The sequence below is a fragment of the Citrobacter sp. 50677481 genome (assembly GCF_001463265.1).
Classification (GTDB): domain Bacteria; phylum Pseudomonadota; class Gammaproteobacteria; order Enterobacterales; family Enterobacteriaceae; genus Citrobacter_A; species Citrobacter_A sedlakii.
In genome coordinates, this window is sequence record NZ_LNHZ01000027.1 from 274,172 (window position 1) to 295,662 (window position 21,491).

21 protein-coding genes are annotated in these 21,491 nt (G+C 54.9%); 10 read left to right on the forward strand and 11 right to left on the reverse strand.

Going from position 1 to position 21,491, the window contains the following annotated elements; all coding sequences use genetic code 11:
• Positions 1–1,284 carry a YeaH/YhbH family protein gene (locus APU02_RS07055; protein ID WP_042287579.1) on the reverse strand — a complete coding sequence of 428 codons (1,284 nt, stop codon included), beginning with the start codon at positions 1,282–1,284 and terminating at the stop codon, positions 1–3.
• Positions 1,285–1,404: 120 nt separating this feature from the next.
• Positions 1,405–3,339, reverse strand: a complete 1,935-nt coding sequence (gene yeaG, locus APU02_RS07060) for a protein kinase YeaG (protein WP_042287576.1) — start codon at positions 3,337–3,339, stop codon at positions 1,405–1,407.
• Between the two features lie 443 nt (positions 3,340–3,782).
• Here yeaG and APU02_RS07065 point away from each other — a divergent pair, with 443 nt between their 5' ends.
• Positions 3,783–4,529: a MipA/OmpV family protein gene (locus APU02_RS07065; RefSeq protein ID WP_042287574.1), complete on the forward strand. Its 747-nt coding sequence runs from the start codon at positions 3,783–3,785 to the stop codon at positions 4,527–4,529.
• Between the two features lie 90 nt (positions 4,530–4,619).
• The gene (locus tag APU02_RS07070; protein WP_060569640.1) at positions 4,620–5,474 is read left to right on the forward strand and encodes an aldo/keto reductase; all 855 of its coding nucleotides are present in this window, start codon (positions 4,620–4,622) and stop codon (positions 5,472–5,474) included.
• Positions 5,475–5,535: 61 nt separating this feature from the next.
• On the opposite strand, the gene APU02_RS07075 is transcribed toward APU02_RS07070, so the two are convergent.
• Together APU02_RS07075 and gapA are read right to left on the reverse strand one after the other, a co-directional pair.
• On the reverse strand, positions 5,536–6,420 hold the full coding sequence (locus tag APU02_RS07075) for a D-hexose-6-phosphate mutarotase (protein WP_042287570.1): 885 nt from the start codon (positions 6,418–6,420) through the stop codon (positions 5,536–5,538).
• Between the two features lie 74 nt (positions 6,421–6,494).
• Entirely contained in the window at positions 6,495–7,490 is a 996-nt protein-coding gene (gene gapA / locus APU02_RS07080; RefSeq protein ID WP_012905550.1) for a glyceraldehyde-3-phosphate dehydrogenase, read from the reverse strand.
• Between the two features lie 342 nt (positions 7,491–7,832).
• On the opposite strand from gapA, the gene msrB reads away from it, so the two are divergent.
• Both msrB and APU02_RS07090 read left to right on the forward strand, forming a co-directional pair.
• Positions 7,833–8,246: a peptide-methionine (R)-S-oxide reductase MsrB gene (gene msrB / locus APU02_RS07085; protein ID WP_042287567.1), complete on the forward strand. Its 414-nt coding sequence runs from the start codon at positions 7,833–7,835 to the stop codon at positions 8,244–8,246.
• Between the two features lie 39 nt (positions 8,247–8,285).
• Complete coding sequence (locus tag APU02_RS07090) at positions 8,286–8,561, forward strand: YeaC family protein (RefSeq protein WP_042287565.1); 276 nt, start codon at positions 8,286–8,288, stop codon at positions 8,559–8,561.
• A gap of 57 nt (positions 8,562–8,618) precedes the next feature.
• Here the strand turns inward: APU02_RS07090 and yajD are convergent, their stop codons facing one another.
• The 5 genes from yajD to sppA form a co-directional block, all read right to left on the reverse strand.
• Positions 8,619–8,963 carry an HNH nuclease YajD gene (gene yajD, locus APU02_RS07095; protein ID WP_042287562.1) on the reverse strand — a complete coding sequence of 115 codons (345 nt, stop codon included), beginning with the start codon at positions 8,961–8,963 and terminating at the stop codon, positions 8,619–8,621.
• Positions 8,964–9,099: 136 nt separating this feature from the next.
• Positions 9,100–10,353 (reverse strand): glycoside hydrolase family 18 protein, encoded by a 1,254-nt coding sequence (locus APU02_RS07100; protein ID WP_060569641.1) that lies wholly within the window; start codon positions 10,351–10,353, stop codon positions 9,100–9,102.
• Positions 10,354–10,551: 198 nt separating this feature from the next.
• Positions 10,552–11,193 (reverse strand): bifunctional nicotinamidase/pyrazinamidase, encoded by a 642-nt coding sequence (gene pncA, locus APU02_RS07105; protein WP_042287557.1) that lies wholly within the window; start codon positions 11,191–11,193, stop codon positions 10,552–10,554.
• Positions 11,194–11,203: 10 nt separating this feature from the next.
• On the reverse strand, positions 11,204–12,220 hold the full coding sequence (ansA, locus tag APU02_RS07110) for an asparaginase (protein ID WP_060569800.1): 1,017 nt from the start codon (positions 12,218–12,220) through the stop codon (positions 11,204–11,206).
• 75 nt (positions 12,221–12,295) lie between these two features.
• The gene (gene sppA, locus APU02_RS07115) at positions 12,296–14,152 is read right to left on the reverse strand and encodes a signal peptide peptidase SppA (protein ID WP_042287555.1); all 1,857 of its coding nucleotides are present in this window, start codon (positions 14,150–14,152) and stop codon (positions 12,296–12,298) included.
• Between the two features lie 165 nt (positions 14,153–14,317).
• Between sppA and APU02_RS07120 the strand changes: the two genes are divergently transcribed.
• The 3 genes from APU02_RS07120 to topB all read left to right on the forward strand — a co-directional run bounded on the left by APU02_RS07120 (position 14,318) and on the right by topB (position 17,986).
• A complete protein-coding gene (locus APU02_RS07120) occupies positions 14,318–14,869 on the forward strand; it encodes an NAD(P)H nitroreductase (RefSeq protein ID WP_042287553.1) in 552 nt (183 codons plus the stop codon).
• 116 nt (positions 14,870–14,985) lie between these two features.
• Entirely contained in the window at positions 14,986–16,029 is a 1,044-nt protein-coding gene (selD, locus tag APU02_RS07125) for a selenide, water dikinase SelD (protein WP_042287550.1), read from the forward strand.
• A 4-nt stretch (positions 16,030–16,033) separates the two neighbouring features.
• On the forward strand, positions 16,034–17,986 hold the full coding sequence (topB, locus tag APU02_RS07130; protein WP_060569642.1) for a DNA topoisomerase III: 1,953 nt from the start codon (positions 16,034–16,036) through the stop codon (positions 17,984–17,986).
• A gap of 15 nt (positions 17,987–18,001) precedes the next feature.
• Here topB and gdhA read toward each other — a convergent pair whose 3' ends face one another.
• A complete protein-coding gene (gene gdhA / locus APU02_RS07135) occupies positions 18,002–19,345 on the reverse strand; it encodes an NADP-specific glutamate dehydrogenase (protein WP_060569643.1) in 1,344 nt (447 codons plus the stop codon).
• Positions 19,346–19,604: 259 nt separating this feature from the next.
• On the opposite strand from gdhA, the gene APU02_RS07140 reads away from it, so the two are divergent.
• Positions 19,605–19,850 (forward strand): YnjH family protein, encoded by a 246-nt coding sequence (locus APU02_RS07140; RefSeq protein ID WP_120714880.1) that lies wholly within the window; start codon positions 19,605–19,607, stop codon positions 19,848–19,850.
• Here the strand turns inward: APU02_RS07140 and APU02_RS07145 are convergent.
• Positions 19,810–20,226 (reverse strand): pyrimidine (deoxy)nucleoside triphosphate diphosphatase, encoded by a 417-nt coding sequence (locus tag APU02_RS07145; RefSeq protein WP_042287735.1) that lies wholly within the window; start codon positions 20,224–20,226, stop codon positions 19,810–19,812. The genes APU02_RS07140 and APU02_RS07145 overlap by 41 nt on opposite strands.
• A gap of 75 nt (positions 20,227–20,301) precedes the next feature.
• On the opposite strand from APU02_RS07145, the gene APU02_RS07150 reads away from it, so the two are divergent.
• Together APU02_RS07150 and APU02_RS07155 are read left to right on the forward strand one after the other, a co-directional pair.
• Positions 20,302–20,871 carry a carboxymuconolactone decarboxylase family protein gene (locus tag APU02_RS07150; protein ID WP_060569645.1) on the forward strand — a complete coding sequence of 190 codons (570 nt, stop codon included), beginning with the start codon at positions 20,302–20,304 and terminating at the stop codon, positions 20,869–20,871.
• Complete coding sequence (locus APU02_RS07155) at positions 20,864–21,487, forward strand: CDP-alcohol phosphatidyltransferase family protein (RefSeq protein WP_042287538.1); 624 nt, start codon at positions 20,864–20,866, stop codon at positions 21,485–21,487. The genes APU02_RS07150 and APU02_RS07155 overlap by 8 nt, the downstream gene beginning before the upstream one ends.
• Positions 21,488–21,491: the final 4 nt, after the last annotated feature.

Genomic DNA, 21,491 nt, shown 5'->3' on the forward strand with positions numbered 1-21,491 from the left:
TTAACTGGCGCTGGTGGCGCCTTGCTTATGAAAAAGCTCACGGAACACCGGGTAAATATCGTCTTGATCGCGAATATGCTGCATGGCGAAATTGTCAAAACTCGCCTGCAGATGTTCGTATTCGCGCCAGAGCGTCTGGTGCGCGCGGCGGGTGATTTCGATATAGCTGTAGTAACGCACCACCGGCAGCAGTTTTTTCGCCAGGATCTCATGACACAGCGGGGAGTCATCGGCCCAGTTATCGCCGTCCGAGGCTTGCGCGGCATAGATGTTCCATTGCGCGGGATCGTAACGCTCTTTTACCACCTCATCCATTAGCTTCAGGGCGCTGGAAACGATTGTCCCGCCGGTTTCCTGCGAGTAGAAGAACTCATGCTCATCGACCTCTTTCGCCTGGGTGTGATGGCGGATATAAACGACCTCCACGTTTTTATAGGTCCGACTCAGGAACAGATAAAGCAGAATATAAAAGCGCTTCGCCATATCCTTGGTAGACTGATCCATTGAGCCTGAGACGTCCATCAGGCAAAACATGACGGCCTGGCTGGAAGGATCTGGACGCTTTTCGTAATTTTTGTAACGCAGATCAAACGTGTCGATAAACGGCACCCGCTCGATTTTCGCCCGCAGTTCGGCAATCTCTTTACGCAGGCGTTCTTCTTCCAGCAGTTGCGCCGGTTCGCGTTTGCTGAGGGTCTCTAATTCTTCTTCCAGCGAATGCAGTTCGCGACGCTTACCGGCGGTCATCGCCGTGCGCCGCGCCAGCGAATTTTGCAGCGAGCGAACGACGCTGATATTGGCCGGAACGCCATTCGACGTATATCCCGCGCGATGAGTTTTATACTCCGTCAATTGGCGCTGCTGGTTTTGCTTCAGGTTTGGCAGCGCCAGGTCTTCGAACAGCAAATCGAGATACTCATCTTTCGAGATCTGGAAGACGAATTCATCCTGCCCTTCACCGTCCTGGCTGGCCTGACCCTGTCCGCTGCCGGAACCGCCGCCACCGCCCTGTGGCCGCTCTATGCGGTCATTCTGCACAAAGTGATCGTTACCCGGATGTACGCGATGGCGCAGGCCGCCGCGTCCCTGATGAAACATCGGTTCGCTGATGTCTTCCGTAGGAATCGAGACAGACTCACCGCTGTCTACGTCGGTCACCGAACGCTTGTTGATGGCTTCGGAGATCGACTGTTTGATTTGCGCTTTATAACGGCGCAAAAAGCGCTGGCGGTTAACCGTGCTTTTGTTTTTGCCGTTGAGTCGTCGGTCTATGAACCAGGTCATATGCCCCCCGTACTGCATTTGCCAACACGCAGTGTCTGTAGATACCGAAGGACGCTCGCGCGTCTCCGGCCTACGGAACGTTGTAATAGGCCCGGCAAGCGTGCGCCGCCGGGCAACGGTTTATGACGATTTACGTACGCGCAAATACCATTCGCACAGTAAACGCACCTGCTTACGGGTATAGCCTTTCTCCATCATCCGGTCGACAAAGTCGTCGTGTTTCTTCTGCTCATCGGTCGACGTTTTGGCGTTGAACGAAATGACCGGCAACAGCTCTTCGGTATTAGAGAACATTTTCTTCTCGATGACCGTGCGCAGTTTTTCATAGCTGGTCCAGTTCGGATTACGCCCGCTGTTGTTCGCCCGGGCGCGCAGAACAAAGTTGACTATCTCGTTTCGGAAATCTTTTGGATTGCTGATCCCCGCCGGTTTTTCAATTTTTTCCAGTTCAGCATTCAGCGACTCGCGGTCAAACAGTTGACCGGTATCCGGGTCACGGTACTCCTGATCCTGGATCCAGAAATCGGCGTAGGTGACATAGCGGTCAAAAATGTTCTGTCCGTACTCAGAATACGATTCCAGATAAGCTGTCTGAATCTCTTTGCCGATAAACTCGGCGTATTTGGGGATCAGATAGCCTTTCAGGAACTCAAGATAGCGTTCGGCCTGCTCCTGTGGGAACTGTTCACGCTCGATCTGCTGCTCAAGTACGTAGAACAGATGCACCGGGTTGGCCGCCACTTCCGCATGATCGAAGTTAAACACGCGCGAGAGGATCTTAAACGCGAAGCGGGTCGACAAACCGTTCATTCCTTCGTCCACGCCAGCGTAGTCCCGGTACTCCTGGTAAGACTTCGCTTTCGGGTCGGTGTCTTTCAGGCTTTCACCGTCATAAACGCGCATTTTGGAGTAGATGCTCGAGTTTTCCGGTTCTTTCAGACGCGACAGGATCGAGAAACGCGACAGCGTTTCCAGCGTGCCCGGCGCGCAGGGCGCATGGGTGAGCTCACTGTGATTAAGCAATTTCTCGTAGATTTTGATCTCTTCGGAAATGCGCAAGCAGTACGGCACCTTCACGATGTAAACACGGTCGAGGAAGGCTTCGTTGTTTTTGTTATTACGGAAGGTCACCCATTCCGATTCGTTCGAGTGGGCAAGAATAATGCCGTTAAACGGCAGGGCGGAGATCCCTTCGGTACCGTTATAGTTCCCTTCCTGAGTCGCGGTCAGCAGCGGGTGCAGTACCTTAATTGGCGCCTTAAACATCTCGACGAATTCCATGATCCCCTGGTTCGCGCGGCACAGGGCGCCGGAATAGCCATAGGCGTCCGGATCGTTCTGGGCGTGGTTTTCGAGCTTACGAATATCCACCTTGCCGACCAGCGCGGAGATATCCTGGTTGTTTTCATCACCCGGCTCCGTTTTGGCGATGGCGATTTGTTCCAGAATCGACGGCCAGACTTTCACCACGCGGAATTTAGTGATATCGCCACCGAACTCGTGCAGTCGTTTCGCCGCCCACGGCGACATAATGGTGCCAAGATAGCGGCGGGGGATGCCGTACTCTTTCTCCAGAATCTGGGCATCTTCCTGCGGGTTAAACAGGCACAGGGGATGATCGTTGACCGGGCTGCGTTCTCCGTTCGCGCTCAGTACGTAAATGGGAACCCGCTGCATTAACGATTTCAGTCGCTCGGCCAGCGACGACTTCCCGCCGCCTACAGGCCCCAGCAGATACAGGATCTGTTTCTTCTCCTCCAGCCCTTGAGCCGCGTGTTTCAGATAAGAGACAATCTGCTCAATCGCGTCTTCCATGCCGTAGAACTCTTCAAATGCCGGATAACGGGCGATAACCCGGTTAGAGAAGAGTCGGGAAAGTCGAGGTTCCTGGGCAGTATCGACCATGACAGGCTCACCGATAGCCATCAATAGCCGCTCTGCCGCATTGGCATAAGCACTGCGATCTTGCCGACAAGTGGTAAGAAATTCCTGCAGTGTGAACTCTTCGTCCTTGGCAGCTTCATAGCGCTGGCGATAGTGATCGAATATATTCATGGTATGCCGTCCTTTCGTTTTTTAGCACAGGTTAAGAGCCGTTCATATGAATAGTAGAGGCTCCCGGAAGAGGTAAACTGAACGACGTCACTTACTGTCTCATCAGAAAAAACAGCAACTCTCATGCCATCTTGCTAAGCAGGAGATCAACGTGCCCGGTGATACACCTTCTAAATTTAAGCGTAGATGGCATTTGCAAAACTTGCCTGTGGGAGCAAATGAATTTCAATGGCATATCAATAACTCATCCACAAAAAGTGCATAGCTAATGTAAATAAAACAGCAGAAGATCATGCGTTATTCACGCGGCTGCAAGCAGACTGTCATCTCTGCCAGGGAAATTAAACGGTTACATTCTGTCAGTTATTTGTAAAATAGTTGGGTTGTTGCGTATTGGCGGTTACACTTTTGCCGCGAAACATTTGAATAAGGAATGATGGATTGTGACCAAACTCAAACTTCTGGCACTTGGCGTGCTTATCGCAACGTCTGCTACGGTAGCGCACGCTGAAAGCAACCTGACGCTGGGCGCAGGCGTTGGTGTGGTTGAACACCCTTATAAGGACTATGACGCTGACGTTTATCCGGTTCCGGTTATTAACTATGAAGGCGATAACTTCTGGTTCCGTGGTCTTGGCGGCGGTTACTATTTGTGGAATGACACGACCGATAAACTGTCGATTACCGCCTACTGGTCGCCGATGTACTTCAAGCCTGGCGACAGCGATGATTATCAAATGCGTCGTCTGGACAAACGTAAGAGCACCGTGATGGCGGGCTTGTCGTATGTGCATAATACGGAATACGGTTTTCTGCGCACCATGCTGTCAGGCGATACGCTGGACAACAGTAACGGCATCGTCTGGGATCTCGCCTGGCTGTACCGCTACACCAACGGCGGTTTAACGCTGACGCCAGGCATCGGGGTTGAGTGGAACAGCGAAAACCAGAACGAATACTACTACGGTGTTTCACGTAAAGAGTCTGCCCGTAGCGGTCTGCGTGACTATAACCCGAACGACAGCTGGAACCCGTATCTGGAGCTGAGCGCCAGTTACAACTTCCTGGGCGACTGGAACGTTTACGGCACGGCGCGCTATACCCGCCTGTCTGATGAAATTACCGACAGCCCGATGATCGACAAATCCTGGACCGGTCTGATCTCCACCGGGATCACCTATAAATTCTGATTGTGCATCATCACAATGCATTTTGTGCATCAAAACAGGGCGCTTGCGCCCTGTTTTGCTTTACGGTAGTGCATGACGGAGGAGAGTGCGATGACAGAGAAACAGATTGTATTTGCCGGACATCCGCCGCTGGCGGCAATCGGCCAGGGCACCTGGTATATGGGCGAAAACGCAGGCATGCGCAAAGCGGAGGTGGCTGCACTACGAGCGGGCGTGGAGGCTGGGCTGACGCTGATCGACACTGCGGAGATGTATGCCGACGGCGGTGCGGAGAAAGTGGTTGGCGAGGCGCTGAGCGGATTGCGTCAACAGGTGTTTCTGGTGTCGAAAGTCTATCCCTGGAATGCGGGAGGGCAGAAAGCTATTGCCGCCTGCGAGGCGAGTTTGCGGCGGCTCAATACGGATTATCTGGACCTCTATTTATTGCACTGGACGGGCAGCTATTCTTTTGCGGAGACCGTCGAGGCGATGGAGACGCTGATGGCGCAGGGTAAAATCCGCCGTTGGGGCGTGTCGAATCTCGATTACGACGATATGCAGGCGCTGTGGAAAGTGGAGGGCGGCAGAGCCTGCGCCACCAATCAGGTGCTTTATCATCTGGCTTCGCGCGGTATCGAATACGATCTTCTGCCATGGTGTCAGCAGCAACACCTTCCTGTGATGGCCTACAGTCCGCTGGCGCAGGCCGGCCGTCTGCGCAACGGTTTATTTAATCACCCGCAGGTGCAGGCGATCGCGCAGGCGCATCACGCCAGCGTAGCGCAAGTTTTACTGGCCTGGGTGATCAGTCATCAGGGGGTGATGGCGATTCCGAAAGCGGCAAGCGTAGAGCACGTGAAGCAAAATGCGGCGGCGCTGACGATGACGCTGTCCGCCGGCGAAATTGCCGCTCTGGAGAAGGCATATCCAGCGCCAACGGGGAAAACCGCGCTGGATATGGTGTGACGAAAACGGTTCTAAACCTGCAGACCAGATGACGGCTGACCAGGTTCAGCCGCAGCTACCGTTAGCGTTTCGCAACGCGAATGGTCTGTGCCAGACGGGACGGTTTTTCTTCCGTCGCTTTTTGCGGTGCGCTGGCATGCGCAGTCTCGACGCAGACAAACGTTTTATAGCCATCATCCGGCATGTCGCCCATGCTCACGGACAGCGCCGGGCCCGGGTTCCAGCCAACAACGTTGATATGGTGATGATGGATAACGTTAATATTCCGGTTTAGCGCGGTGTCGTGAATCACGCTGCATGCTTCCGGGTTCAGATAAACGCGGTCAGTGCGATCCGGGAACGCCTGAACGCCGTCGGTCAACGCATCTTCTTTCGCATCGTTCACTTTATCAATAAAACGATCGCCCAGACCGCTTACTTTCACCGCCGCGATATCGCCAACGTTGAAATAGGTGTGCAGGGCGGATGTTGTTTCGAAATCGCCGTGCGCTTCCAGTTCGATTTCGCAGGTTTGACCCACTTTAAAACGCGCCAGCAGGGTGAAGTCGTGCGGCCAGTACTGACGGGTCGCTTCACTGCTTTGCAGTTCAAAGGTTAGCACCGCGCCGTTGTCATCTTCATTGTGAGCTTTCAGCGTCCAGGGCAGGTTACGGGCAAAACCGTGGGAAGGAAAACCCGGCTGTGTGGAGGGACCAAACCAGGGCCAGCAGATCGGTACGCCGCCGCGCAGGGGGACACCGTTTTTAAACGGCGTGATATCACTCAGCCACAGAACGTCCTCTTCGCCAGCGGGTTTCCAGGAGAGAAGATGCGCGCCCTGAAGAGCAAAAGAGGCTTTGACCTGCGGGTGGTCGACAACAATCAGTTCGAGTTCGTCCAGCTGACGGCGCGACAGAACAGGGGTGATTTGTTCGATTATCGGAAGAGCAAAAATTTTAGTAATCATCACGCAATCCTTTAATTTCAGACAAAAAAAAGAGCGACCGGAGTCGCTCTTACAATTTATGGCTTCATCTCAACTTATTTGGAGATGTGAGCAATCAGATCCAGAACTTTGTTGGAGTAGCCGGTTTCGTTATCGTACCAGGATACCAGTTTCACGAAGTTGTCGTTCAGTGCGATACCTGCTTTAGCATCGAACACGGAAGTGCATACTTCGCCGTTGAAATCGGTAGAAACAACGTCGTCTTCGGTGTAGCCCAGAACGCCTTTCATTTCGCCTTCGGAAGCAGCTTTGATAGCTTTCTTAATTTCTTCGTAAGAAGCAGCTTTTTCCAGACGAACGGTCAGGTCAACAACGGATACGTTCGGAGTCGGAACGCGGAACGCCATACCGGTCAGTTTGCCATTCAGTTCCGGCAGAACTTTACCGACAGCTTTAGCTGCGCCGGTAGAGGACGGGATGATGTTCTGAGCCGCGCCACGGCCGCCACGCCAGTCTTTGTGAGACGGGCCGTCAACGGTTTTCTGAGTCGCGGTGGTCGCGTGAACGGTAGTCATCAGACCTTCGATGATGCCGAAGTTGTCGTTGATAACTTTTGCCAGTGGAGCCAGGCAGTTAGTGGTGCAGGATGCGTTGGAAACGATGTCCTGGCCAGCATATTTGTCAAAGTTAGCGCCTTTAACAAACATCGGGGTGTCGTCTTTAGAAGGACCCGTCAGAACCACTTTTTTCGCGCCAGCAGTGATGTGCTTACGTGCGGTTTCGTCAGTCAGGAAGATACCGGTCGCTTCAGCAACTACGTCAACACCAACTTCGTCCCATTTCAGGTTAGCCGGATCGCGCTCAGCGGTAACACGGATTTTTTTACCGTTAACGATCAGATGACCGTCTTTCACTTCAACGGTGCCGTCGAAACGACCGTGAGTGGAGTCATATTTCAGCATGTAAGCCATGTAGTCAGCGTCTAACAGGTCGTTGATTGCAACGATCTCGATGTCAGAACGTTTCTGAGCAGCACGGAAAACAATGCGACCGATACGGCCAAAACCGTTGATACCTACTTTGATAGTCATATATTCCACCAGCTATTTGTTAGTGAATAAAAGGTTGCCTGTAAAATTACAAAAACCTTACGCAGCGTCAAGCGGAATCGTGTCAATCATTGCGACAAATCAATCCTCTGCACAAGCTTTGCGCGGCTGACTCGCCTCACTCTTCCTTTGGGCTTGAAACCACATGGGGGCGGCGCCCCGAATTTTAAAGGGCAACTGAGATAAAAATGTGATTTTCATCACGATTCACGAGCTGCCATTTCGCAAGGATCAAGTTTAGAACAAAAGTTGCGACTGAGGTGTTAATGTTTTGTTAGAATCGGTGACGCAATTTGAGTGTTCCAAAAGCGAGATGCGAGCAAAATGGCGAACAAACCTTCCGCAGAAGATCTGAAGAAAAACCTGACTGAAATGCAGTTCTACGTGACGCAGAATCACGGTACCGAACCGCCGTTTACCGGGCAGTTATTGCATAACAAGCGTGACGGCGTGTACCACTGTCTGGTCTGCGACGCGCCGCTGTTTACCTCCCAAACGAAATACGACTCCGGCTGCGGCTGGCCGAGCTTTTACGAGCCGCTGAGCGAAGACGCGATCCGCTATCTGAAAGACGATTCACACGGAATGCAACGCATCGAAATTCGCTGCGGCAATTGTGATGCCCATCTGGGCCACGTCTTCCCGGATGGTCCACAGCCGACCGGGGAACGGTACTGTGTTAATTCGGCCTCCCTGAGCTTTACCGACGATGAAAATGGCGATCAGGTGAAGGGTTGAAGAATCGATTCAGCAATTTATTCCACAGGAGGGGAGCGTATGAATCTTGATGAGATCATTAACAGCATGACGCCGGAAGTGTATCAGCGCTTATCAACCGCCGTTGAGTTGGGAAAGTGGCCGGACGGCGTGGCGCTGACGCCCGAGCAAAAAGATAACAGTCTGCAACTGGTGATGCTCTGGCAGGCGCGGCACAACACTGACGCGCAACACATGACCATCGACACCAACGGTCAGATGGTGATGAAAAGCAAACAGCAGTTGAAAGAAGATTTCGGTATTGCGCCGAAACCGATCGCGACATTTAAATCCTGATACCGCAAAACGCCCGACAGCGTGCGCCGTCGGGTGTTGATCGGAACGCGTGAAGGGTTACTTCTTGTTCATCATCGACTTGAGATCGGCAAAAGGATTGTAGGTTGCCTCGCCGACGCTCTTTTGCGCATCTTCTCCCGCTATGACCGTTGAGCCGTACTGATCGGCTTCCGTGTATTTTGAATGCTCGTGGTCGTGGCAGTACAGGCACAGCATCTCCCAGTTGCTGCCATCTTCCGGGTTATTGGAATGATCGTGATCGATATGGTGTACCGTCAACTCACGAAGATTGGAATAGACAAATTCACGTGAACAACGTCCACAGACCCAGGGGAAGAGCTTAAGCGCCTTTTCGCGATAACCCACTTCCAGACGGGCGTAATTTTTAGGGATAAAAGCCATAAGCCCCATGCCTCCTGTCGAGAAAGAAAAAGCGGCGTAAAAATACCGCAGCGGATACGCCAATCTTAACCCGAATGACACGGCGTCGCACAGTACGGGAGACGCCCCACAATGAATCCTGGGGCGTCTCACCGGATCACGGCGTAATCGCTAAGGATTCCGCCAGCTGTTTTGCTAACTGGTTATTATCATCCGCGCCATATTCCCAGAACATCGCGCCCGCCAGTCCGCGTTTTTTGATGTAGTCGGCTTTGATCGCCACCGAACGCGGATCCTCGTAGGAGAGGGCAAACAGCGTTTTGCCTTCAGCGGATTTTACCGACAGCCAGGGAACCTTCGCGTCGTCATCCCAGTGCCTGGTAAACCGCTTTTGCGGATCGTTAAGAAAGGTTTTCACGATATCGTTGTACTTCACGTAGGTATCTTTCTTCAGGTCAATACCGAGCGAGCGAAACAACGCCACTTCCTGCTCGCCGAAATAGGGCTGGGTGACAGGATTTTTCTGCGCGTCCGGTTTGCTCCAGTCAATTCCTGGCTCCACAGAACGCTTGGGAACGCGGCCATAAAAACCGATGCCAAGATTCATCTGCTGCGGTTTAAGTCCGGCGGCAAGATAGTTATTGACCACAAAGTCCACGCTGTATTTGTCGGCAGCGGCCACCGTTGGCCACGCCTTTGAATCGTACAGGTTGGCGTTGAAATACTGGGTGCCATAGGCCATGTCATACGTCATCAGATTGATATAATCGAGCAGCGGCGCAATGGCCTTCACATCTACCCAGCTTTTCGGACTTTCCGCATTCGCCCCGACGGCAATGGTCACCAGTTTGGCTTTGCCGAACGCCTGGCGCAGTTCTTTAAGCAGCAACGTGAAGTTATCCCGGTCCGCTGGCTGGCTTTCTACCAGCCCCCATGCGCCGTTGACCGGGTATTCCCAGTCAAGATCGATTCCGTCAAGACCATACTTTTTAACAATTTCCTGCGCAGACTGAATAAATACCGCGCGGGTTTCCGGTGTGGCCGCCGCGCCGGAGAATCCACGCGCTCCCCAGCCGCCTACCGATAACAGCACCTTCAAATTCGGGTTTTGTTTGCGCAGAACGGGAAGCTGGGCGAGGTCCGACTGGACTTTTGGCGACAGCCAGATCTGATGCCGCATTGCCGGATCTTTCAGCGCGACATTGGTTTCTTCTTTTTCGCCGTTATGGATCAGGCCAAAGGAGTAGTTCAGGTGGGTGATTTGGCGCACGTCCAGCTTATTAATATCACCGCCCGGTCCGGCGGTGACGTCCCCGCCGCCGTTAAAATAGCCAACGGACATCATTGAACTGGCGGATGCGACGGACGCGCAGAGCAGGGGTAATGCTGCCAGCAAAGGCAAATGTTTCATAATCGATCCTCTTTGACGTTTAAAAAAGCAAACACGCCACGGAAATGGCGTGGCGAAAAAACAGCCATCAAAGAGTAGCACCCGCGTGTCGTTGCCGCTGCGATATAGTTCACTTTATGTGACGGAAGACAAACGGGATTTTTTATGCGAGGGGGAGAGACGTTGGCCGGATAAACGCAGCGCCATCCGGCCATCACATCAGCGGTGCGTCTCTTCCCAGTCATCCAGCGTATAGAGCGTAGCGCCTTGCGCCGCCATCTCCATAAACGCATAGCTGCTGTCCTGGGGGTGCAGATTCACCCCGCGGCAGCCGTCGGTAATGACGTTTACGCGGTAGCCCAACTGGAGCGCATCCTGCACCGTAAATTTCACGCAGTAATCGGTCGCCAGCCCCATGACGATCAGCTCCGTAATACTGTGCGCCTTCAGCCAGTCGTCCAGCGCCGTTTTTTGTCTGCGGCCGTTATCGAAAAAAGCGCTGTAACTGTCAACCTGCGGATTCTCGCCTTTGTAAAATACGGTTGCGATCGCTTTCTGGTTTAACAGCGGATGCAGCGCCGCGCCTTCGGTGTTTTGTACGCAGTGATCCGGCCAGAAGGTTTGCGCCAGCCCATCGAGTTGGCCTTGCGAGTAAGGTTCCACCTGGTGCTGGCTGGCAAAACTGCCGTGATTCGCCGGATGCCAGTCCTGGCTGGCGATCGCCGCCTCGCCGCGCGCCTGACACCACGCTATCAGCCGGTTGGCGACATCCACGGTGCTGTCGCCTTCGGGTACGGCAAGCGCGCCGCCCGCGCAAAAGTCATTTTGTAAATCAACCAGTAACAGAGCGCGCTGGGTCACAGGATCCTCCTTAGTCGTCTGGCGTCAGTTCGCCGCGCAGGTTCTGGGTCATCGCCACGCGAATGGCCGCGGTGTCCAGGCCCTGGCTCAACAGATAGTGCAGCTTGGTCAGCGTGGCTTCAACAGTCATATCCGCACCGCCAATCACCCCGGCATGCGCCAGCGCGTTCCCGGTCGCGTAGCCGCCCATATTCACTTTACCTGACATACATTGGGTGAGATTCACCACCACGATGCCACGGTCGCTGGCTTCGCTCAGCTCTTTAAGAAATTCTTTATTCTGCGGCGCGTTGCCGACGCCATAGGAGCGCAGGATCAGCGCTTTTACCGGCTGGCGCAGGAAGTTTCGCACCACCCCGGCAGAGATCCCCGGGTAAATCGTGACCACGCCGATCGGTTGCGGCGTGATAGGGTGCACAATAAATGGTCCATCGCCCTGCGGTGCTGGCGACGTGCCCGTACGACGAATATGAATCCCGGCTTCCAGCAACGGCTGGAGGTTAGGGGAAGCAAAGGCGTCAAAGCCGTCAGCGTGGGCTTTTGTGGTGCGGTTTCCGCGGTAAAGGCGATTATTAAAAAACAGCGTAACTTCGTTGATCGGATAATTAGCGGCGACGTACAGCGCGTTGAGCAAATTAATTTGTCCGTCGGAACGCAGCTCGGCTAAGGGGATTTGTGACCCTGTCACAATAACCGGCTTACCGAGATTTTCCAGCATAAACGAGAGAGCGGACGCGGTGAACGCCATGGTGTCGGTGCCGTGGAGGATCACGAAACCATCATATTCATCGTAATTAGCGTGGATGTCATTCGCGATATGCTGCCAGTCTTCAGGCGTCATATCGGAGGAGTCCATCAGCGGGGCGTATTCGTGGATAGTGAAATCCGGCATCTCCGGACGGTGGAATTCAGGCATCAATGCCAGTTGCCGTTGAAGATGACCGGAAACCGGAATGTATCCCTGTTCAGAACGCTGCATACCGATGGTACCGCCGGTATAGGCAACGTAAATAGATTTCTTCTGCATGGCGATGATCTTACGAAGTGAAGAGTGTTTTTGTGCCGGATAGAGACGCTTGCGCGACGTATCCGGCATCACCGTTTAACGCACGTTAGCGCAGGTCAGACAAAACGCATAACGGTTTTGCGGGTCGTTAAACGCCGCCAGTTTGTCGCCTTCCGCTTTCACCGTGCTGGCGGCAGAGGCCAGCGGCGCGGGAAGCATCGCCTGAATAGCCTGCGGCAGCATTGCGCGTACCGAACCGGACATGCTGTCCATCACCCTGTCGAAGAAAGTCGGCTCATCCTGATAGTAGTCGATATGCCACTGTTTGAGTTTCGCCAGCTCCGCGGCTTTCGCCACCGCGTCGTCGAAGTCGCCCAGACTGTCGACCAGACCGTTGGCCTTCGCATCCTGCCCGGTCCAGACGTGGCCCTGGGCGATTTTATCAATCTGCTCAGGCGTTGACTTGCGCGCAGTGGCAACCAGGGTGATAAAACGTTGATAGCCATTCTCGATGCTTAGCTGCATCATCTGCTGCACTTCCGGCGGCAGAGCTTTGGTCATCGAAATATCCGCCAGCGGCGAGGTGGCCACGCCATCCGTATGTACGCCGATAGCGTTGAGGCTATTTTCAACGGTATTAATGACCCCGAAGATCCCGATAGAGCCGGTCAGGGTGCTTGGGTTCGCCACAATGTAGCTGGCGGGTGTGGAGATCCAGTAGCCGCCGGATGCCGCCATGCCGCCCATCGATACCACGACAGGTTTTCCGGCAGCTTTTGCCGCAGCCAGTTCAGAGCGAATCACTTCGGAAGCCGTCACGCTGCCTCCCGGGCTGTTGACGCGCAGGACGATGGCTTTCACTTTCGGATCCAGTCGGGCGTCGCGAATTTGTGAGGCCGTCGTGTCGCCGCCAACGTTCCCCGGGGTTTCTTCGCCGTCCATAATCGCCCCGTTGGCAAACACCACGGCAATGGCGCTACCGGTGTCCGCAGGGGGATTCAGGGAATAATCGTAATAGCTGATTGCGCGATAGTTATTTTCAGACTTGCTCCAGCCAAATGCTTTGGTCAGGGCTTTTTCCATCTCAGTGCTGGTGAGCAGCGCATCCACCAGCTTATGGTCGAGGGCATATTTCGCCGTGTCGCCGCCGGCCTTTGTCAGCCCGTCCAGTACACCTTGCGCGCCAGGGAATACCTGCTGAGCCGGAATTTGACGGTTGGCGGCGATGGTATTCAGGTAATTCTGCCACAACTCGCCAATCCAGCGGCTATCCGCTTCACGTGCGGCGGGAGACATATCGTCGCGAATAAAGGGCTCAACAGCGGATTTATAGGTGCCGACGCGGAAAACGTGGGTGGACACTTTCAGCTTATCCAGCAGCGATTTGTAGTACAGGCCATTTGTGGCAAAACCGTGAATATCGACAGCCCCTTGTGGCGTAAGCCAGATTTTATTGGCAAAACTTGCCAGATAATACTGGCCCTGGCTGAAGTTATCGCCAACGGCATAAACCGGCTTACCGCTGTCGCGGAATTCGCGCAGCGCTTTACCGATATACTGCATCGACGGCTGATCGGCTCCGGCAAAATCTTTCAAATCCATGACGATGCCGGTGATATTGCTGTCTTCTTTCGCCTGACGGATCGTATTGACGATATCAAACAGGGAGTTTTCCTGCAGGCGATCGGAGCTTGCGCCAAACAATTGACGACCAAGCACGCCTAAACGATGGGTACTGGAGGGTTTATCGACGATCACCCCGGAAATATCCAGGAGCAGGGCGCCGCGACTGACTTTCTCCCCCGAATTCCCGTTGTTCACCTGCATCCAGATCCCGACACCCACAAGGATCAGGAAAATAAAGAACAGGTTAAGCACCATTTCGCGGACAAAATTGAGCAGTCGCCACGTCCATTTAAAAAAACCGGCAATAAATCGCCACAGGGTTCGCATGTCTTCTCCCAATCATTACCAATACTACATCCGGTCAGGATGTATGAGATGAGGCTATCCTAATGACCCGACAGGCAGTTGTCAGCAGGAATCACCGTCTGCGCTGTAACAAATTCTGCTCTCGTGTTAATTTTGTGAATATTCACCATGACAGGAGTTAACCAAATGGATGCACTTGAATTACTTGTTAACCGTCGTAGCGCCTCTCGTCTGGCAGAGCCTGCCCCTGCCGGTGAGCAACTTCAGAATATCCTGCGGGCAGGAATGCGCGCACCGGATCATAAGACCCTGCAACCCTGGCACTTCTTTGTGATTGAGGGCGAAGGACGCGAGCGCTTCAGCGCCGTCCTGGAAAAAGGGGCCATCGCCGCTGACGGTGATGAAAAAGCGATCGAGAAAGCCCGCAGCGCGCCGTTCCGTGCGCCGCTGATTATTACCGTGGTCGCCAAATGCCAGGAAAATCATAAAGTACCGGTCTGGGAACAGGAAATGTCCGCCGGATGCGCGGTGATGGCAATGCAGATGGCGGCGGTGGCCCAGGGTTTTGGCGGTATCTGGCGCAGCGGCGCGCTCACCGAAAGCCCGGTGGTTCGTGACGCGTTTAACTGCCGGCCGCAGGATAAGATCGTCGGTTTTCTTTATCTTGGCACGCCGCAACTGAAAGCCTCAACGACGATTAACGTGCCGGATACCGCGCCTTTCGTGACCGTTTTTTAAAATAATCCGCAAAACTGTCTGGATTCTGAGCAAAGACGCCGGAATTCAGACACTCTCTCTTACCACATCAGGGAATGAGCGCTACCATAGCCCGATTGCAATGACAGGAGATGTCCATGAGCGAGCACGCTATTCGTTTAACGCAGTACAGCCACGGAGCGGGTTGCGGTTGTAAAATTTCCCCCAAAGTGTTGGAAACCATTCTGCACAGCGAGCAGGCGAAGTTTGTCGACCCGAACCTGCTTGTGGGCAATGAGACCCGCGACGACGCGGCAGTCTACGATCTCGGCAACGGCACCAGTGTGATCAGCACCACTGACTTCTTTATGCCGATCGTCGATAACCCATTTGATTTTGGCCGTATTGCGGCAACCAACGCCATTAGCGATATTTTTGCGATGGGCGGGAAACCGATTATGGCGATTGCCATCCTCGGCTGGCCCATCAACACGCTGTCGCCCGATATCGCCCGCGAAGTTACCGAAGGCGGACGTTTCGCCTGCCGTGAGGCGGGGATTGCGCTGGCGGGCGGCCATTCCATCGACGCGCCAGAGCCGATCTTTGGCCTGGCTGTCACCGGCATCGTGCCGACCGAACGGGTGAAGAAAAACAGTACCGCGCGGGCGGGATGCAAACTCTTCCTGACGAAGCCGCTGGGTATTGGCGTATTGACCACCGCAGAGAAAAAATCACTGCTTAAACCCGAACATCAGGGGCTGGCGACGGAAGTGATGTGTCGAATGAACATTGCCGGAGCCGCCTTTGCGGACATTGACGGCGTGAAGGCGATGACTGACGTGACCGGTTTCGGCCTGCTGGGCCACCTCAGCGAAATGTGTCAGGGCGCAGGCGTTCAGGCACAAATTCACTACGACGCGATCCCGAAATTGCCGGGCGTCGAGGAGTATATCCGGCTTGGCGCCGTACCGGGCGGAACCGAGCGAAACTTTGCCAGCTACGGGCATCTGATGGGCGAGATGCCGCGTGAAGTGCGCGATCTGCTTTGCGATCCGCAAACCTCCGGCGGTCTGCTGCTGGCGGTGACGCCGGATGCTGTCGACGAGGTGAAACTCGCCGCCGCAGAGTTCGGCATCGACCTGACGGCGATTGGCGAACTGGTTGACGCGCGTGGCGGTCGTGCCATGGTTGAGATCCGTTAATTCAATGCGGTTGTTTATTGCCGAAAAGCCGAGTCTGGCCCGCGCCATTGCGGACGTGCTGCCGAAGCCGCACCGCAAAGGCGATGGCTTTATCGAGTGTGGGAACGGTCAGGTGGTGACCTGGTGTATTGGTCATCTGCTTGAACAGGCGCAGCCCGACGCGTATGACAGCCGCTATGCGCGCTGGACCCTCTCTGATCTGCCCATTGTGCCGGAAAAGTGGCAATTGCAGCCGCGTCCGTCGGTGACCAAACAGCTCAATGTCATTAAGCGCTTTTTACATGAGGCCAGTGAGGTCATTCATGCCGGAGACCCCGATCGCGAAGGTCAGTTGCTGGTGGATGAAGTGCTTGACTACCTGCAACTGGCGCCGGAAAAACGCCAGCAGGTGCAGCGCTGCCTGATCAACGATCTCAACCCGCAGGCGGTGGAGCGCGCCATTGACCGGTTGCGGTCGAACAGTGAGTTCGTGCCGCTGTGCGTCTCGGCGTTGGCGCGTGCGCGCGCCGACTGGCTGTACGGTATCAACATGACCCGCGCCTACACGATTCTTGGACGTAACGCCGGGTATCAGGGGGTCCTGTCGGTTGGGCGCGTGCAGACGCCGGTACTCGGGCTGGTGGTGCGTCGTGACGAAGAGATCGAGCATTTCATTCCAAAAGATTTCTTCGAGGTGAAGGCGCACATCGTTACCCCCGCCGACGAACGGTTTACCGCCATCTGGCAGCCGAGCGACGCCTGCGAGCCATATCAGGATGAAGAAGGGCGCTTACTGCATCGCCCGCTGGCGGAGCATGTGGTGAATCGGATAAACGGTCAACCGGCCATTGTCACCAGCTATAACGATAAACGGGAATCGGAATCCGCGCCGCTGCCGTTTTCGCTTTCTGCGTTACAGATTGAGGCGGCAAAGCGCTTTGGCCTGAGCGCGCAAAACGTGCTTGATATCTGTCAGAAGCTGTATGAAACCCACAAGTTGATCACCTATCCGCGTTCTGACTGCCGTTATCTGCCGGAAGAACACTTTGCCGGACGCCATGCGGTGATGAACGCCATCGGCGTACATGCGCCGGATCTGTTACCGCAGCCGGTCATTGACCCTGATACCCGCAACCGCTGCTGGGATGATAAAAAGGTTGATGCGCATCACGCCATTATTCCTACCGCGCGCAGTGCGTCGATTAACCTTACCGACAATGAAGCGAAAGTGTATAGCCTGATCGCGCGCCAGTACTTAATGCAGTTCTGCCCGGACGCCGTTTTCCGTAAGTGTGTGATCGAACTCGACATCGCCAAAGGCAAATTTGTCGCCAAAGCGCGGTTTCTGGCGGAAGCGGGCTGGCGCACGCTGCTCGGTAACAAAGAGCGAGACGAAGAAAACGACGGGACGCCGCTGCCGGTCGTGGCGAAAGACGACGAACTGCTGTGCGAGAAGGGTGAAGTGGTTGAACGTCAGACCCAGCCGCCGCGCCACTTTACCGATGCCACGCTGCTGTCGGCGATGACGGGGATTGCCCGCTTTGTGCAGGACAAAGATCTGAAAAAGATCCTCCGCGCCACCGACGGGCTGGGTACGGAAGCGACCCGCGCGGGGATCATTGAGCTTTTGTTTAAGCGCGGTTTCCTCACCAAGAAAGGGCGCTATATTCACTCCACTGACGCCGGAAAGGCGCTGTTCCATTCGCTGCCGGAGATGGCGACCCGTCCGGACATGACGGCGCACTGGGAGTCTATTTTGACGCAAATCAGTGAAAAACAGTGCCGCTATCAGGATTTTATGCAGCCGTTAATCGGTACGTTGTACCAATTGATCGACCAGGCGAAGTCCACGCCGGTGCGTCGCTTCCGCGGGATCGTCGCGCCGGGTAGCGGCGGCGGTAGCAGCGAGAAGAAAAAGGGTGCGCCGCGTAAGCGAGCGGCGAAAAAAAGCCCGCCATCAGCAGAGGCAGGCATCTAGTTCGTTGGGGAAGAATTAAATCACTCCCTGACCAAACATCGCGTCGGCGACTTTCACGAAGCCCGCGATATTCGCGCCGCGCACGTAGTTAGTCTGCTTGCTTTCACCGCCGTACTCCACGCAGGCGTGGTGAATATCCAGCATAATGTGGTGCAGGCGCGCATCCACTTTTTCCGCTTTCCAGCTCATGCGCGCGGCGTTCTGCGCCATCTCCAGACCGGAGGTCGCCACGCCGCCAGCGTTTGCCGCCTTACCCGGAGCAAACAGTACGCCCGCATCCAGGAACAGATCGGTCGCTTCGATGGTGGTCGGCATGTTGGCCCCTTCGGCGACCGCCTTCACGCCGTTGGCGATCAGCACGCGCGCGGCGTCGACATCCAGCTCGTTCTGCGTCGCGCAAGGCAGGGCGATATCCACCGGGACTGACCACGGTTGTTTACCTTCCAGCCAGGTCAGGCCAAACTCTTTGGCATACGCGGACAGGCGGCTGTCACGATTTGCTTTGATTTCGCACAGGCGCGCCAGCTTTTCTTTGCTAAAGCCGCTTTCGTCAACCACAGTACCGCTGGAGTCAGAGGCGGTGACCACGCGGGCGCCAAACTCCATCGCTTTTTCAATCGCATATTGCGCCACGTTGCCGGAACCGGACACCGCCACGCGCATACCTTCAAAGCCCAGACCATGACGTTTAAGCATCGCTTCAGTGAAATAGACCAGGCCGTAACCGGTGGCTTCCGGGCGGATAAGACTGCCGCCGAACGAAAGACCTTTACCTGTAAACACACAGGCGCTGTTATTGGACAGCTTGCGCATCATCCCGGCCATAAAGCCCACTTCACGCCCCCCGACGCCGATATCACCCGCCGGCACGTCGGTGTCCGGACCCAAATGGCGATACAGTTCGGTCATTAGCGCCTGGCAGAAACGCATCACTTCGCCTTCGCTTTTGCCTTTTGGATCGAAGTCGCTGCCGCCTTTACCCCCGCCCATTGGCAGGGTAGTCAGCGCGTTTTTAAAGGTTTGCTCGAAGCCGAGGAATTTAAGGATCGAGAGGTTAACGGACGGGTGGAAACGCATGCCGCCCTTATAGGGGCCGATCGCTGAGTTAAACTGGACGCGCCAGGCACGGTTGACCTGCACCTGATTACGATCGTCGAGCCACACTACGCGGAACTGAATCACACGCTCTGGCTCAACCAAACGTTCAAGCAACGACATTTCACGGTAACGGGGATTTTGCTCAAGGAAAGGCCACAGGGTGGTCATCACTTCGCGAACGGCCTGCGCGAACTCGGTTTGATTCGGGTCGCGCTTTTGTACATGGTTGAGGAATGATTCCAGAGAGCGTGTCTGATCCATAGATAAACCTTATATTTAAACGATTGTAATTGTGTTTTTAATGAATATGTATTTGCAGTTTTTGACTATACCACCAGGAATGTGACGGGAAGCAAGAAAAAAATGGTGCCGCTAAGCAAATTAATAACCGGGCGTGGGTCATAACAAAAAGCGATGAAGGGCGGGATTAAAGTTTTCGCCATGAAAGACCGTTATAGTGAGAACAGTCCCGCAATAATAAGGAATTTCTATGCGCGCTTTCGCCCTCGCCGCCGCCGTGATGACCCTCGCTTTTTCCGCGACAGCTAACCCGATCTCTCACCCGCAGGTCGAGGTCAACGTGCCGCCGGAGGTGTTCAGTACGGGTGGCCAACGTGTGCAGCCCTGTCTACAGTGCTGCATTTATCAGGATCAGTATTATTCGGAGGGCGCGGTGATTAAAGTGGAAGGTGTGCTGTTGCAGTGTCAGCGCGATGAAAAAACGATCAGCACGAATCCGCTGGTCTGGCGTCGCGTAAAAGCATAAACGCCTTGAGCAGGGGGATATCGGCGGGAGCAAGCGGATATTCCTGTGCGACGTGCGGCTCGCACCATACCAACCGCTGATGCGCATGGGCGGTTAACGCGCCGCTGAATGCCGGAACATGCCAGGCATGCAGGTGAATGATGCGGCCCGAAACTTCACGCTGATGGCTGGCAACATAGGCTCCGACAGTGGCGCAGATACCCAGTTCTTCCTGTAACTCACGGGCAAGCGCCTGCGGCTGTGTTTCGCCAGGTTCGACTTTTCCACCCGCAAACTCCCATAACCCAGGTTGATCCGCATGGGCAGGGCGCTGGGCGAGCAATATTTTGCCATCACGCTCGATAATGGCGGCGACAACGTCGAGGGTTTTCATCATATTCATCAATGTCTAACGGGATAAAGTGACATACTATCGTTATCTTTGTTTGACCTGAAGTCCCAGGAGTTTCCCTTGAACGATCCGCAATCGTGGGTTAAGCCGCTGACCCGTTTACCTTTACCGCTTAAGCCGCTGGTTCAAACCCAGAAAAAACATTACGGTGAGGTACTGCACCCGACGCGCTGGTGGGGGCGGATGCCGTTTCTGTTCTGGCTGGTGGCGCTGTTTGTCGGTTTTCTGGAGCGCAAACGGGCGCGGCTGACGCCGGACATGCGCGCGCTGTTGATGACCCGCGTTTCTCAGATATGTCACTGCGCATTTTGCGTTGATGCGAACAGCCTGAGGTTGGCGGAACGCTGTGGCGCGATGGATAAAGTGCTGGCGGTGGCAAACTGGCAGACGTCCGCGCTGTTTAGCGAGGAGGAGCGCGTGGCGCTGGCCTACGCTGAAGCCGTCACCGCGACGCCGCCGAAGGTTGATGACGCGCTAAAGGCGCAAATGACGGCGCAGTTTACAGACGAGGTGATTAGCGAAATGACCGCGCTGCTGGCGTTTCAGAATCTTTCGGCGCGCTTTAACGCCGCGCTGGATATCCCCTCACAGGGCTTGTGTGACAGCCTGAAAGGAGCGCCGCGTGCTTGACCGTCATCTGCATCCGCGCTGCAAACCGTTTTTGCACCGTTGCGCCGGGCTGCTCGACAAACCAGGGGTATCAGCGGACGGCGTAACGCTGTTTGGCTTTGCCATCGGCGTACTGGCGCTGCCGTTTCTCGCGCTGGGATGGTATTTTGCGGCGCTGGTCGCCATCGTGCTGAACAGACTGCTGGATGGGCTGGACGGCGCGCTGGCCCGGCGCAGGGGACTGACCGACGCGGGGGGATTTCTCGATATTTCGCTCGATTTTCTGTTTTACGCGCTGGTGCCGTTTGGTTTTATCCTCGCACAGCCGGAGCAAAACGCGCTGGCGGGCGGCTGGCTGCTGTTTGCTTTTATTGGCACCGGCAGCAGTTTTCTTGCCTTTGCCGCCCTCGCGGCGAAACACAATATCGATAATCCCGGTTACGCGCATAAATCGTTTTATTATCTGGGCGGGCTAACGGAAGGGACGGAAACCCTGTTGCTTTTTGTGCTGTGCTGTCTGTTTCCGGCCTGTTTTGCGCCGTTGGCGTGGATCTTTGGCGCGCTCTGCTGGTTGACCACGTTCACCAGAATCTGGAGTGGATACCAGACCCTGAAAGCGATTCAGCGTCAGAAATAAGGTT

Excerpts from the sequence above, each read along its gene's own strand:
- APU02_RS07090 (WP_042287565.1), top strand. The coding sequence starts at position 8,286 with ATGAATCTTGATGAGATCATTAACAGCATGACGCCGGAAGTGTATCAG.
- APU02_RS07120 (WP_042287553.1), top strand. The coding sequence starts at position 14,318 with ATGGATGCACTTGAATTACTTGTTAACCGTCGTAGCGCCTCTCGTCTG.
- gdhA (WP_060569643.1), bottom strand. The coding sequence starts at position 19,345 with ATGGATCAGACACGCTCTCTGGAATCATTCCTCAACCATGTACAAAAG.
- APU02_RS07145 (WP_042287735.1), bottom strand. The coding sequence starts at position 20,226 with ATGATGAAAACCCTCGACGTTGTCGCCGCCATTATCGAGCGTGATGGC.
- APU02_RS07055 (WP_042287579.1), bottom strand. The coding sequence starts at position 1,284 with ATGACCTGGTTCATAGACCGACGACTCAACGGCAAAAACAAAAGCACG.
- ansA (WP_060569800.1), bottom strand. The coding sequence starts at position 12,220 with ATGCAGAAGAAATCTATTTACGTTGCCTATACCGGCGGTACCATCGGT.
- selD (WP_042287550.1), top strand. The coding sequence starts at position 14,986 with ATGAGCGAGCACGCTATTCGTTTAACGCAGTACAGCCACGGAGCGGGT.
- APU02_RS07075 (WP_042287570.1), bottom strand. The coding sequence starts at position 6,420 with ATGATTACTAAAATTTTTGCTCTTCCGATAATCGAACAAATCACCCCT.
- yajD (WP_042287562.1), bottom strand. The coding sequence starts at position 8,963 with ATGGCTTTTATCCCTAAAAATTACGCCCGTCTGGAAGTGGGTTATCGC.
- APU02_RS07100 (WP_060569641.1), bottom strand. The coding sequence starts at position 10,353 with ATGAAACATTTGCCTTTGCTGGCAGCATTACCCCTGCTCTGCGCGTCC.
- sppA (WP_042287555.1), bottom strand. The coding sequence starts at position 14,152 with ATGCGAACCCTGTGGCGATTTATTGCCGGTTTTTTTAAATGGACGTGG.
- APU02_RS07070 (WP_060569640.1), top strand. The coding sequence starts at position 4,620 with ATGACAGAGAAACAGATTGTATTTGCCGGACATCCGCCGCTGGCGGCA.
- APU02_RS07140 (WP_120714880.1), top strand. The coding sequence starts at position 19,605 with ATGACCCTCGCTTTTTCCGCGACAGCTAACCCGATCTCTCACCCGCAG.
- msrB (WP_042287567.1), top strand. The coding sequence starts at position 7,833 with ATGGCGAACAAACCTTCCGCAGAAGATCTGAAGAAAAACCTGACTGAA.
- gapA (WP_012905550.1), bottom strand. The coding sequence starts at position 7,490 with ATGACTATCAAAGTAGGTATCAACGGTTTTGGCCGTATCGGTCGCATT.
- yeaG (WP_042287576.1), bottom strand. The coding sequence starts at position 3,339 with ATGAATATATTCGATCACTATCGCCAGCGCTATGAAGCTGCCAAGGAC.
- topB (WP_060569642.1), top strand. The coding sequence starts at position 16,034 with ATGCGGTTGTTTATTGCCGAAAAGCCGAGTCTGGCCCGCGCCATTGCG.